The organism is Cyanobium sp. N5-Cardenillas (assembly GCF_024345515.1).
Lineage (GTDB): Bacteria > Cyanobacteriota > Cyanobacteriia > PCC-6307 > Cyanobiaceae > Cyanobium.
On sequence record NZ_JAGQBG010000086.1, the window covers coordinates 1 to 11,753 of the forward strand.

Consider the following 11,753-nt stretch of genomic DNA (forward strand, 5'->3'; position numbering starts at 1 on the left):
CAGGGGTTCTGGCAGCCCGGCCGCTGGCGATCGGGATCGGCGGGGAACCGTTCGGGGGGCGGTGGCGCCCCGGCCGAACTGGGCCTGTTCCTGCTGCTGTGGCTGGTGCTGGTGGTGGCCTTCTTCTCCGCGGCCGCCACCAAATTGCCCGGCTACATCCTGCCGTCCCTGCCGGCGGCGAGCCTGCTGGTGGCCCTGCTGTGGCGCCCCCTGCCCGGGGCCTCCTCATCGCCCCAGGTGGTCGTTGGCAGGACCGGGGTGCGCATCACCGCCGGTTTCGAGGTGCTGCTGCTCGCCGCCATGGCGGTGGCGGCGGCCCTGGCCCCGAGGTGGGTGGCAAGCGATCCGGCCTATCCGGCGTTCGGCGCGGCCCTGTCCAGCTCCGGACTGCCCCTGATGCTGAGCCTGTGTCTGGGGCTCACGGCCCTGGCCCTGGTGGTGCTGCTGTTTCGGCCGGCGGCGAGCGATTGGCTTTGGCTGCCCAGCCTGGCCGGCTTCCTGGCGGTGCTGGGCCTGGTGATCGCGCCCTTAGGCCCCCTCCTCGACCGCGAGCGTCAGGCCCCCCTGCGCCAGATGGCGCGCACGGCCCAGGGCGCCGCCCAGCCCGGTGAGCCCCTGTTCATCGTCGGCACCAAGCGCTACAGCCTGCTGTTCTACGGCGAGCCGGAGGCCGTCTTCGTCTCTGATCGCCATCACATCAACCAGTTGGCACTTCAGGGTCCTGCCGCCCTCTCGCTCACCCCGGCGAGCCGCTCGGTTCGGCTGCTGGGCGATCGCCGCGATCTCGAGGCGCTGGCCCTGCCCACCGAGGGCCTCGAACGTCTGTCCCGCTCGGGGGAACTGGCCCTCTGGCGGGTGCCCCGCCGCCATCTGTTGCCGTGATCAGCTTCCGTCTGCTGCCGCGGGAGAAGCTGCTTCTGCCCGCCTGCCTCCTTCTGCTGGTGGGGCTGTTCAAGGCCGTGGCCCCTGGCCGGCCGCTGGCGCTGCTGGATGAGGCGCTCCTGGACTGGATCGGTGACCACCTCCATGGCTGGGTGGGGGATGGGCTGACCCAGGTGTATCGGGCCACCGGAGTGGGCTTCACCGCCGTTCTTGTGGCGATGGCGCTGATCCACCTCGTGCTGCGCCGCTGGTGGAAGGACCTGCGCCTGCTGGTCATGGCCACCGGAGGGATCCTGATCCTGGTGGATCTGGTGTTCAAGCCCCTGTTCAGCCGGAATCGCCCCCCCGGCAGCCTGCTGCCGCTTGATGGCCACAGCTTCCCCAGTGGCCATGCCGCCGGGGCCGTGGCCTTCTACTTCGCCATGGTGGTGATCCTGGGCTCCCACCATCCCCGCGTACGCCGGCTGCTCATGGTCGGTGCCTGTCTGCTGGTGGGCCTGGTCTGGCTCAGCACCCTCTACGTGCGCGCCCACTGGCCCACGGATCTGGTGGCGGGTGCCTCCGTTGGCCTGTCCTGGCTGACGGTGTGTCTGGCCTTCTGGCGGGAGCCCGTCGCCGCGCACCTCCAGAGTGGGACGGTTCGACCGCTGCGATCCCTTGACCTCCGACCTGCCCTCCTCCGGCCTGGACGCTCTGAGGGGACTCCGATCAGCCCCTCAGCTCGACGGGGATCAGGCCCGCCAGCTGCGTGAGGAGCTCCTCCCTCTGCTGGCGGCCTGTGGCTGGTTCACGGTCGGCATCATGGCTCCCTCGTCGTCGTCGGCCGTGGCGGTCCTGCGGCAGCTCGAGGCTGCCTTGGACTGGCCGGCCCTGCGGCCTGCGGAGGCCGCTGACGGGGAGCAGGCCGGAGAGTCCGGCCCGGTGTTCCTGAAGGGCAACCAGCGCACGGGACTGTTCCATGTCCGCCGGGAGGACGGGCTCGGCGAGGGGGTCTTGATCACCGGCCAAGAGGGCACCGATCCGGCCGCCGAGGACACCTGGGGCCCCCTGCCGCTGGATCTGTTCGCCTGATCCCATCAGCTGATCACGTTCCGCCCGCCGGCCGGAAGCAGGGACGGGCCGGTCCCTAGGCTGGGCGGCTGTTACCTGGCAGCCGTCGCTGCCGCCCGAAGCGTCCAATGGCCAGCTCCACCCTGCGCATCGCCTCCCGCCGCAGCCAGCTGGCCATGGTCCAGACCCACTGGGTGCGGGACGAACTGTCCCGGGCCCACCCCGAGCTGGCGATCACGATTGAGGCGATGGCCACCCAGGGGGACAAGATTCTCGATGTGGCCCTGGCCAAGATCGGCGACAAGGGCCTGTTCACCAAGGAACTCGAGGCCCAGATGCTGGTCGACCGGGCCGACATCGCCGTGCACAGCCTCAAGGACCTGCCCACCAACCTGCCGGAGGGGCTGATCCTGGGCTGCATCACCAAGCGGGAGGATCCTGCCGATGCCCTGGTGGTGCACGAGCGGCACCGGGACCTCAGCCTGGCCACCCTGCCCGAGGGCAGCGTGGTGGGAACCAGCTCCCTGCGGCGCCTGGCCCAGCTGCGTCACCACTACCCCCACCTTCTCTTCAAGGACGTGCGGGGCAACGTGATCACCCGGCTGGAGAAGCTCGATGCCGGCGTCTACGACTGCCTGATCCTGGCGGCCGCCGGTCTCACCCGGCTGGGCCTGGGCGAGCGCATCCACGAACTGATCGATCCCTCGATTTCGCTCCATGCGGTGGGTCAGGGGGCCCTGGGCATCGAATGCCGCGCCGGTGACCAGGCCGTGATGGACACCATCGGCGTGCTGGAGCATCTGCCGACGGCCCGTCGCTGCCTGGCCGAGCGCTCCTTCCTGCGCCGTCTGGAGGGGGGCTGTCAGGTGCCCATCGGCGTCAACACCCACTTCGAGAACGACAAGCTGGTGCTGACCGGCATGGTGGCGAGCATCGACGGCCAGCGCCTGCTGCGCGACAGCTGCCGCGGCCCGGCCAGCGATCCTGAAGCGATCGGCCTGGCGCTGGCGGAGACCCTGCGGGCCCAGGGGGCCGGGGAGATCCTGGAGGAGATCTTTGCCACCGTCCGTCCCGGAAGCTGAGGCCAACGGCCACCGGGCCCCAGGGCCTGAGGCCGACCTGCGCGGCCTGCCCTTCCAATGGAACCTGCTGGCCTGGGCGGCCCTGGTCGGCACCCTGACCGGCCTGGCGGTGGTGGCCTTCCACGAACTGCTGGGCTTCATCAACAATTTTCTGTTCGGCCCCTTTGTGGAGGGCCTGCTGGTGATCGGGCGCTCCTCGCCCGCTTCCCCCGCCGACCTGCCGTCGATCGACCTGCCGCCCTTGGCGCCCGACAGTGGCACTCCCCTGCGGGCCCTGCTGCAGCTCGGTCTTGATGGCATCGGCCTGCTGGCGACGGCGCCGCCGCCACCGCCCGAACCCACGCCCATCAGCCTGCCAACCCCGCCCGACTGGCTGGCTCTCTGGCCGGTGGTGGTGGTGCCGACCCTGGGGGGTCTGGCGGTGGGCCTGCTGCGCCATGTGGCCGGCAGCATCGGTCCGGGTCTGTCCAGCCTGATGGCGATCGCCGATGGCAGCCAGGGCGGCGAGCCGCGCCTGCCCTGGCTGCGGCTGGTGGCGGCGTCCCTCAGCCTGGGCAGTGGGGCTTCCCTTGGCCCGGAGGGCCCCAGCGTGGAGGGCGGCGGCAACATCGGCCTGTGGGTGGCGCTGAAGGGCCGCCTCTCCCCCCAGGCCCAGAAGGCCCTGGTGGGGGCCGGGGTGGCGGCCGGTCTGGCGGCCGGTTTCAAGGCGCCGATCGCCGGGGTGTTCTTCGCCTTCGAGGGCAGCTACAGCGCCATCCCCGGACGCCCCAGCCTGCGGGCGGTTCTGGTGGCGGCGGTGGCGTCCGCGCTCGTCACCCAGCTGTGCCTCGGCGACACGCCGATCCTGCGCCTGCCCGCCTATGACGTGCGTTCGCCCCTGGAGCTTCCCCTCTATCTGGGGCTGGGCCTGCTGGCCAGCCTGATGTCATGGTTGCTGATCCGGCTGCTGGCGGCCGGTCGGGGTGAGCGGGTCCAGTCCGTGGTGCGGCGTCTGCCCCCGGGGATGCCCACGGCCCTGGGCGGGGCCGCGCTCGGGGCCATGGCCCTGGTGTTCCCCCAGGTGCTGGGCGTCGGGTACGACACGATCGAGGCGCTGCTGGGCCGCGATGGCGGCATCCCCCTGCTGACCCTGGTGGCCCTGATCGGTGTGAAGCTGGTGGCCACCACCGTCAGCAACGCCACAGGCTTCGTGGGTGGGGGTTTTGCGCCCTCCCTGTTCCTGGGAGCCGTGTTGGGCAGCTGCTATGGCCAGGCCCTGGGCAGCGGTGCCCTCAACCTGCCGGTGGCCGAACCTCCGGCCTATGCCATGGTCGGCATGGCGGCGGTGCTGGCCGGCAGCGCCAGGGCGCCGCTCACCGCCTTGCTGCTGCTGTTCGAGCTCACCCGCGACATCCGCATCGTGCTGCCGCTGATGGCGGCCGCCGGCCTCAGCGCCGCCCTGGTGGAGCGCTGGCAGGGCATCCATGATCCCGGTCTGATGGGACCCGATCTTCTGGAGGAGCGACGCCGCAGCCAGCTGGCGGCCATGGCCGTGGACGAGGCCTTCGAGCCGGAGGCGCCCCTGGTGCTGCCGGCGGCGATGACGGCCTCAGACGCCCTGGCCAGGCTGGTCGACAGTCACGGCCACTGCCTCCTGGTGGAGCAGGCCGGCCAGGCCCTGGGGCTGGTGACGATCGGCGACCTGCAGCGGGGCCTCTCGTCGGAAGTGCAGCGCCAGGAACCCCTGGCTCTGGCGGACTGCATCCGCACCGAACTGGTGTGGCTGCCGATGGGGGTGAACCTTGACCGCCTCGAAGATCAGCTCAGACCCAATGGTCTGCGGCAGGTGCCCGTCTTCGCGCTGGAGGGGAGTGCCGGGGACCATCTGCCCCATGGGTTGCCTGCCGGTGGTCTTCCCGTCAGCAGGCTTCGGGGCATGGCCAGCCGCGATGGCATGGCCAGGGCCCAGGCGCGCCGATTTCAGGCCGCTTCGGAACGGCCCTCCATCAGGGCCTCGGCGACGGGGTCCACCTGAGAGAGCAGCCCCAGAATGCGCTGCAGATCCAGTTCGGAGAGCTCTCCGTCGTTGCCCCACTTCAGAGACGTGCTGTTGAGCTGGTCGGTGGTGGGGTGGGAGCCGGAGTCGAACATGGAAATAGGACGGCCTGGAAGGGTGCCGCTCGGGATCGGTTTTTTGAGATTAGGTGTTTGCACCCAGACATCAAACCCTTCGAGACCAATCTCCAGAATGTTTTCGGTCGCTGTTCGTTAGGCCGGGATCACCCTTCAGGGTTCAGGGTTTCACCACCACCGGCGTTCCGACGTCCACCTGGTCAAACAGGGCGCGCACATGGGGGGTGAGCATCCGGACACAGCCGTTGGTGACGGCGGAGCGGGAGGTGACGGTCCAGGCCCAGGCACTCGGGGTGCCATGGATGCCGTACTGGTTGAGGCCGCTGCGCTTGAAGCCGATCCAGCGGTCGCCCAGGGGGCCATTGGGGCCCTTGGTGGGGTTGACCTTGCCGCTCGCGGTGCTCTGGTACTGGGGATTGACCACCTTGACCTCCACCTGGAAGCGTCCCTTGGGGGTCGGGGTGGCGGCATCACCGATGGCCACCGGCCAGCTGCCGATCACCTTGCCGTTGTCCCGCAGGCTGATTGTGCGCTTGCCCAGCTCCAGCACGATTTCCTTGGTGCTGGTGACGGCGGCCTTGGCCGGCGTCGGGGTTGCCGGTGTGGGCGTGGCGAGGGCCGGGCTGGCCGGAGCCGTGGTGGGCGCCGGCACCTGAACAGCCGGCGCCACGGCCGGGGCCGTGGCCGGCGCGATGGCCGGGGCCCCTGAGGCCATCGCGGCGCTCCCTCCGGTCGTCAGAAGCAGGGCAAGGACGAGGGAACGCGACATGGCTGGAGCGGGATCAGGGAAGCCGCCCGGGGGCGGTGGTGGGGGTTGTCAGTCGACCAGACGGGAGTCGATGACGGTCATGTAGCGATCTTCGCATTCCTTGATGATGCGCACGGCTTCGCCGTTGTCGTGGAAGCCGTTGACCTTGCAGGTGCCGGGCTTCTTCAGGTCCTTGTAGTGCTCCCAGTAGTACTGGGTTTCCTTCAGCCAGTGCTCGCCGAGCTGGGTGTAGCTGGTGATGTGATCCATGCGCTTGTCGTCGGCCAGCACGGCGATCACCTTGTCGTCCACTTCGCCGCCATCGTCGAAGCACATGATGCCGATGATGCGGGCCTCCACCAGACTGCCGGGCACCAGGGGTTCGGTGACGCCGACGATCTCGATGTCGAGGGGGTCGCCGTCCTCGTCCCAGGTGCGGGGAATGCAGCCATAGGCGAAGGGGTAGGCCAGGGAGGAATAGCCCACCCGATCCAGTTTGAGGTGCCCGGTTTCGGTGATCAGCTCGTATTTGTTGATCGTGTTCGAGTTGAGCTCCACGATGGCGTTGACGCGCAGCTCGGCCTCATCGGCGAAGGCCGGCAGCACATGCAGCAGGTTCAGCATGGTGCGGCTGGGGGCGTGGTCGATGTTCGCCATGGTGGGGGCTTTTCGGCGGCGGCATCTTAGGCAGTGGACCCGGGCAGCCCTGCTTCAGCCCCCCTCGCCCACCAGCTGGCCCACCTTGGCGCGCAGGTAGGTCAGGAAAGCGTCCGAACCCAGCGGCCGGCCCGTGACCTGCTGCACCAGTTGCTCGGCGTTGACCGATCGGCCCAGGGGCCAGAGGCTCCTGGCGAGCCACTCCCGCAGGGCGGCCTCCTGGCCCGCCGCGACCAGCGTTTCAATCGGGCCGATCTCCTGCTCCAGGGCCTCGGAGATCTGGGCACTGATCAGATGGCCCAGGGCGTAGGAGGGGAAATAGCCGAACAGGCCCTCGGCCCAGTGGATGTCCTGAAGGCAGCCCTCGGCGTCCGTCGGCGGCACCAGGCCCAGCAGATCCTTCAGGCGCCGGTTCCATTGCCCGGGGAGTTCCTCCACCGGCAACTCCTGTTCCAGAAGCGCCAGCTCCAGCTCAAAGCGCAGCACGATGTGGAGGCTGTAGCTGAGTTCGTCGGCCTCCACCCGGATCAGGCCCGGCCGCAGCGGGTTGAAGGACCGCCAGAACCCCTGAACACCGCCCCAGGGGTCGGACCCCAGGCCCTGGTGGAAGCGGGGATGCCAGCGCTCGGCGAAGGCGCGGCTGCGCGCCACCCGGCATTCCCAGAACAGGGACTGGGACTCGTGCACCCCCATCGACGTGGCCTCCCCCAGGGGCCAGGGGAAGAAATGGTCGTCGCTGCGGGGCAGGCCCTGCTCGTAGAGGGAGTGACCCCATTCATGGGCGGTCGCCAGGAACGCCGAGAGAGGCTGGCCGCGCACCACCCGGGTGGTGATGCGGAAGTCCTCGGGGCCCACGGTGCAGGAGAAGGGGTGGGCGGAGCGGGAGCGCTGGCAGCGGCGGCCGTCGTAGCCCCAGCCGTCGAGCAGCTCGGCGCAGAGGCTCTCCTGCAGGGCTTCGGGCAGGTCGAACGGCGCTGGCTGGCGAGGGGCGGGCGCGGCCGCCACCTGCTCCAGCAGGCCGGGCAGCTCCGCCGACAGCGGCGCGAACAGCTCCTGGAGCCGGGTCTTGCTGATGTCTGGTTCGAAGGGCTGGGCCAGGATTTCCCAGGGGCTGCGGGCCACGGGCTCGGCGGCCACCAGCTGGCCGGCCTGCTCGCGGCGCAGCGCGATCAGCTGCCGCAGGGCCGGCGCGAAGGCGGCGAAGTCGTTGGCGGCCCTGGCCTGCTGCCAGACCGCATTGCCATGGGACTGGGCGCGGGCGAGGGCAGTGACCAGGGCCGGATCGAGGCAGCTCTGGCGATCGAGTTCCAGGCGCAGCAGCTGCAGGTTGCGGCGCCGCTGCGGGGGGGCGTCGGCCGTGAGCTCAGCTTCGGCGGCGGCCACCAGATCGGCGTAGGTCGCACTGCTCTGGCGCTCGTGCAGCTGGGCCGCCAGCAGGGCCAGCTGCTCGCCGCGCCAGGCGGCGCCGGCGGCGGGCATCACGGTGTTCTGGTCGTAGTAGAGGGTGCTGCTGATCGAGCCCAGCAGGCGGGTGGTGTGCAGGTGCCGCTGGAGCTGGTCGAGGGCTGGTGCCGCTGCGGGCATGGGATCGGTCGAGCCGGTGGGGCCAGCATGGCGCCGCAGGGAGCTTCAGGGAGCCGGCTGGCCGCGACCCCGCCCCGCTCTGAATCGCACAACGCCCGTGCCGACCCGGTGCTGGCGGCGCCATGGTGGTGCTACTTGACGTCTGCGGCCGGATCGATGCATCCCCCTTCTCCGGAGCAGGCCCTGGTGCTTGCGGCCATCGAACGGTTCATGGCCGACCCCGATCTGGTGCTCGACGACCAGCCCGGCAGCGGCGAAGCCGGCGACGTGCTCAGCGCGATCCTGCGGGCCCTGACGATGGTGCTGCCGCTGGGGGAGATCGAACTGGCGGTGACGGGCCTGCTCACGGTCCATTGCGACCAGCTCGACGACGACACCCAGCTGGTGCTGGAGGCCCTGCTCACCGCCATCGAGCGGGACGACGATGAGATGGCCCTCGACACCCTGCTGGCCAGTGAGGCCAGCCTGCTGGAGGCCAACGCCCTCGACGGCAACTATCTGCTGGTGTGGGATCCGGCCGACGCGGCGCCGCTGCGGGAAATGGAGATCCTCGACGTGCTGGAGCGTTACCCCTGCCGGGGGGAGGGGGCCCGCTGGACCTGCGACGACTTCGTGGCCCTGCTGGAGGGGAAGATCCTGCAGTGGCGCAAGACGATGGTGGCCCTGGAGATCCTTCAGGAGCAGCCCGGCACCCGGCCCGCCGCCAGCACCATGGTGCTGATGGTGCCGGCGGATCCTGAGGCGCCCCTCGAGCAGCTGGAGGTGGGGGTCACCCTCAGCCCGCCGCCGCCGCAGTCCAGTGCAGCCGCATCGGCACGCAGCCTTCCAGACTGACCTTGACCGGGCAGCGTTCTCCCGCCCGGATCAACAGGTCCCGCTGCTCGGAGGCGAGGCCTGCCGGCAGGTCGATCCAGGCTTCCAGCAGGGCGATGCGGCGTTCGCCGCTGCTGCTCATGCCCTTCTCCAGCCGCACCGAGGCGCCCTCCAGGGGGATGCCCTGGCGTTCGGCCACGATCCCCATCACTGTCAGCAGACAGGTGGCCAGGGCCGTGCCCACCAGGTCGGTGGGGGAGAAGGCCTCCCCCTTGCCCTGGTTGTCCACGGGGGCATCGGTGATCAGCCGCGATCCCGAGGCGGCATGCTCCGCCGCGCAGCGCAGGGCTCCTTCGTAGCGGCAGACGATCGTGGTCATGGCGGGCGAGGTGGGCAGACGCAGCAGCAGGCTGGCAGGGGCGGTCGGCCTAAATTGCTTGCAGCGCGCCGTGGATCCTTGCCGCTGATCCTGCTGGTGGCCAACCCCAACTCCGTGGGGCTGGCGGAGACGATCCGGCTGGCGGTGACGCCGGTGTTTCTGCTGGCGGGCATCAGTGGCCTGCTCGGGGTGATCACCACCCGCCTGTCGCGCATCATCGACCGGGCCCGGGTGATCAAGGAACGGGATCCGGCCGCCAGCGTGGCCCGGTCGCGGGAGCTGCAGTGGGAGCTCCTGCTGCACCGCCGCCGCATGACCCTGGCTTCGGCGGCTTTCGCTTCGGCCACCACCAGCTTCCTGTTGGTGGCGACGGTGGTGATGGTGCTGTTTCTGAGCACCGTGGCCACGATCGACCTGACCCCCCTGGTGGCCCTGCTGTTCGTGCTGGCGATGGGTTCGCTGATGACGGCGGTGCTGCTGTTGCTGCGCGAGGTGCAGCTGGGCAACAAGGCGCTGCGGCACTTCTGAGCGCCGGCGTCCTAAAGGTCCGTCAGGCCGATCTCCTCCAGCAGTTGCCGCTGCTGGCGTGCCGACACGAAGCGGTGGGCGGCCATGGCGCCGCTCACCGCCACCGGCGGCACGCCGATGCCCGGGAACACCCCGGCACCGCAGAGCACCAGCCCCTCGATCGGGGTGGTGCCGCCGGGGAAGGGGCCGCCGCTGGCCGGCCAGGCCGGGCCGTAGCTGCCCTGGTGCGTCCGCAGGTAGCGGCGGTGGGTGAGGGGAGTGCCCTGCAGTTCAACCACCACCCGCTCCTGCCAGTCGGGCAGCACCTGGGAGAGCACCTGTCCGAAGACGGCGCAGCGCTCCAGCTTGAGGGCTTCGTAGGCGGCGCTGCCCAGCTCCAGCCCCTGCCAGAGCTCCCAGGGCTCGTTGGCCGGGGTGTAGCCGTGCAGCACCTGGTGGCCCGGCGGGGCGCAGGACGGGTCGAGCCGGGACGGCATCGACAACACCACCATGTTGCGCTCGGCGCCGATGCCCCGTTGCCAGTCGCCCACCCAGACGTGGTGGATCGGCAGGTGGTCGAGGTCGTCGCCGCGCAGGGCCAGATGCCAGTGCAGGAAGCTGGCGCAGGCCGGTGTGGCCGCCTGCCGCCGCCGCCAGCGGGGGGGCACCGCCGCTTCCGGCAGCAGGGGAAGCAGATCCCAGGGGCTGGTGTTGGCGATCACCCCCCGCCGCGCCGTGAGGCGCTCGCCGTTGTCCAGGCGGACGCCCACGGCCCGACCCCCTTCCACCAGGATCTCCGCCACCGGCGCCTGGGTGCGCAGCCGGCCGCCGTGGCGCTCCATGCCGCGCACCAGGGCCCCGGCCACGGCCCCACTGCCGCCGATGGGGTAGTCGAGGCCGGCGTCGGGCTCGAACCATTCGCCGAACAGGGTCGCCATGGCGGCGGCGCTGGTCTGGTCCATGGGCAGGCCCGAGATCAGGAAGCAGAGCAGCTCGACCCAGTGGAGCAGGAAGGGATCACGGAGGTGGCGGCGGGCGATCGGCCCGAAGGCTCCCCCGAGGCTGGCCAGCCACCCCGCCTGGCCCAGCAGGCGCAGGGCGTTGCCGCCGCCGAGGGTGGTGGCCAGCCCCGCCCCGGGCCGCAGGGCCAGCAGGGGCAGGGAGCGGGCCGCGTCGCAGCTGGGTTTCAGGGCCGTGAGGAAGCGCTCCCATTCCTCGGCCACCGCCGGGCTGCGCAGCTCCCGCAGCAGGGCGAGGAAGGGACCCTGCCCCACCCCGACCCGCAGCGCTCCCTCGGGCAGCAACAGGCCCCAATCGCGGTAGGTGGCCACGGGCAGGGTTTCCCCCACCGCCCGCAGCACCTGGGCCAGGGGGTTGGTGCTGGGCCAGCGCCCCAGGCCGCTCCAGAGCGATGGACCGGATTCGAAGTGAAAGGGTCCGCGGCGAAAGCCATGGGCCGCGCCGCCCGGGGTGGTGTGGGCCTCGAGCACGAGCACCTCCAGCCCATGGCGGGCAGCGATGGCGCCGGCACACAGCCCGCCCAGGCCACTGCCCACGACGATCAGGTCGCTCACCTTGGGCGCAGCATTTCCGCTGCAGATCCTATTCAGAATCCTTTCGGCACGACGGCGAACGCCACGCTGGTTCCCTGCCTAGGATCGCGCGAACCATCAAACAAAGGTCTGCATTGGCGCAGGGATCCTCCCCAACAACCCTGCCCGATCGCGCAGTGGCACGACAGCCCAAGCGCGGCGATTTTGAGCTGAAGTCCTTCATGGACAGCTCGAATTTGCGCGGTGCCTGGCAGATCGCCAACACCGTGATCCCCTACGCGGCCCTCTGGTGGGTCGCCGACTGGAGCCTCCAGCAGGCGCCGCTGCTGCTGTTCCCCACGATGGTGGTGATGGTGCTGCTGCTGGCGCGCATCTTTTCGCTGATG

Annotated in this window: 12 protein-coding genes and 1 pseudogene; 7 read left to right on the forward strand and 6 right to left on the reverse strand. The window is 70.5% G+C overall.

Annotation, left to right across the window (positions count from 1 at the left end; translation table 11 throughout):
- From KBZ04_RS08500 to KBZ04_RS08520, 5 genes and pseudogenes are all read left to right on the forward strand, one after another.
- Positions 1-882 (forward strand): annotated as a pseudogene (locus KBZ04_RS08500) (glycosyl transferase family 39); the annotation flags it as partial.
- Positions 879-1,634 (forward strand): phosphatase PAP2 family protein, encoded by a 756-nt coding sequence (locus tag KBZ04_RS08505; RefSeq protein WP_254991520.1) that lies wholly within the window; start codon positions 879-881, stop codon positions 1,632-1,634. The pseudogene KBZ04_RS08500 and the gene KBZ04_RS08505, both read left to right, overlap by 4 nt.
- On the forward strand, positions 1,540-1,953 hold the full coding sequence (locus tag KBZ04_RS08510) for a DUF1824 family protein (RefSeq protein ID WP_254991521.1): 414 nt from the start codon (positions 1,540-1,542) through the stop codon (positions 1,951-1,953). The genes KBZ04_RS08505 and KBZ04_RS08510 overlap by 95 nt, the downstream gene beginning before the upstream one ends.
- Before the next feature lie 107 nt (positions 1,954-2,060).
- A complete protein-coding gene (hemC, locus tag KBZ04_RS08515) occupies positions 2,061-3,014 on the forward strand; it encodes a hydroxymethylbilane synthase (protein ID WP_254991522.1) in 954 nt (317 codons plus the stop codon).
- Positions 2,989-5,028 carry a chloride channel protein gene (locus KBZ04_RS08520; protein ID WP_254991523.1) on the forward strand — a complete coding sequence of 680 codons (2,040 nt, stop codon included), beginning with the start codon at positions 2,989-2,991 and terminating at the stop codon, positions 5,026-5,028. The genes hemC and KBZ04_RS08520 overlap by 26 nt, the downstream gene beginning before the upstream one ends.
- Here the strand turns inward: KBZ04_RS08520 and KBZ04_RS08525 are convergent.
- From KBZ04_RS08525 to KBZ04_RS08540, 4 genes are all read right to left on the reverse strand, one after another.
- Positions 4,974-5,144, reverse strand: coding sequence for a hypothetical protein (locus KBZ04_RS08525; protein WP_254991524.1), 171 nt, complete (start codon positions 5,142-5,144; stop codon positions 4,974-4,976). The two genes, KBZ04_RS08520 and KBZ04_RS08525, sit on opposite strands and share 55 nt — an antisense overlap.
- A 142-nt stretch (positions 5,145-5,286) precedes the next feature.
- Complete coding sequence (locus tag KBZ04_RS08530; RefSeq protein WP_254991525.1) at positions 5,287-5,895, reverse strand: L,D-transpeptidase; 609 nt, start codon at positions 5,893-5,895, stop codon at positions 5,287-5,289.
- Between the two features lie 48 nt (positions 5,896-5,943).
- A complete protein-coding gene (locus KBZ04_RS08535) occupies positions 5,944-6,531 on the reverse strand; it encodes an inorganic diphosphatase (RefSeq protein ID WP_254991526.1) in 588 nt (195 codons plus the stop codon).
- 54 nt (positions 6,532-6,585) lie between these two features.
- Positions 6,586-8,115: a carboxypeptidase M32 gene (locus tag KBZ04_RS08540; RefSeq protein WP_254991527.1), complete on the reverse strand. Its 1,530-nt coding sequence runs from the start codon at positions 8,113-8,115 to the stop codon at positions 6,586-6,588.
- 156 nt (positions 8,116-8,271) lie between these two features.
- On the opposite strand from KBZ04_RS08540, the gene KBZ04_RS08545 reads away from it, so the two are divergent.
- On the forward strand, positions 8,272-8,949 hold the full coding sequence (locus KBZ04_RS08545; protein ID WP_254991528.1) for a hypothetical protein: 678 nt from the start codon (positions 8,272-8,274) through the stop codon (positions 8,947-8,949).
- Here KBZ04_RS08545 and KBZ04_RS08550 read toward each other — a convergent pair.
- Positions 8,891-9,307: an OsmC family protein gene (locus KBZ04_RS08550; protein WP_254991529.1), complete on the reverse strand. Its 417-nt coding sequence runs from the start codon at positions 9,305-9,307 to the stop codon at positions 8,891-8,893. The two genes, KBZ04_RS08545 and KBZ04_RS08550, sit on opposite strands and share 59 nt — an antisense overlap.
- A gap of 78 nt (positions 9,308-9,385) precedes the next feature.
- On the opposite strand from KBZ04_RS08550, the gene KBZ04_RS08555 reads away from it, so the two are divergent.
- On the forward strand, positions 9,386-9,835 hold the full coding sequence (locus tag KBZ04_RS08555) for a DUF2721 domain-containing protein (protein ID WP_254991530.1): 450 nt from the start codon (positions 9,386-9,388) through the stop codon (positions 9,833-9,835).
- 11 nt (positions 9,836-9,846) lie between these two features.
- Here KBZ04_RS08555 and KBZ04_RS08560 read toward each other — a convergent pair whose 3' ends face one another.
- Complete coding sequence (locus KBZ04_RS08560) at positions 9,847-11,388, reverse strand: phytoene desaturase family protein (RefSeq protein WP_254991531.1); 1,542 nt, start codon at positions 11,386-11,388, stop codon at positions 9,847-9,849.
- Positions 11,389-11,753 lie beyond the last annotated feature (365 nt).

What these genes read in the sequence shown, in the direction of transcription:
- KBZ04_RS08525 (WP_254991524.1), bottom strand. Translation starts at nt 5,144, where the DNA reads ATGTTCGACTCCGGCTCCCACCCCACCACCGACCAGCTCAACAGCACG.
- hemC (WP_254991522.1), top strand. Translation starts at nt 2,061, where the DNA reads ATGGCCAGCTCCACCCTGCGCATCGCCTCCCGCCGCAGCCAGCTGGCC.
- KBZ04_RS08540 (WP_254991527.1), bottom strand. Translation starts at nt 8,115, where the DNA reads ATGCCCGCAGCGGCACCAGCCCTCGACCAGCTCCAGCGGCACCTGCAC.
- KBZ04_RS08550 (WP_254991529.1), bottom strand. Translation starts at nt 9,307, where the DNA reads ATGACCACGATCGTCTGCCGCTACGAAGGAGCCCTGCGCTGCGCGGCG.
- KBZ04_RS08545 (WP_254991528.1), top strand. Translation starts at nt 8,272, where the DNA reads ATGCATCCCCCTTCTCCGGAGCAGGCCCTGGTGCTTGCGGCCATCGAA.
- KBZ04_RS08530 (WP_254991525.1), bottom strand. Translation starts at nt 5,895, where the DNA reads ATGTCGCGTTCCCTCGTCCTTGCCCTGCTTCTGACGACCGGAGGGAGC.
- KBZ04_RS08535 (WP_254991526.1), bottom strand. Translation starts at nt 6,531, where the DNA reads ATGGCGAACATCGACCACGCCCCCAGCCGCACCATGCTGAACCTGCTG.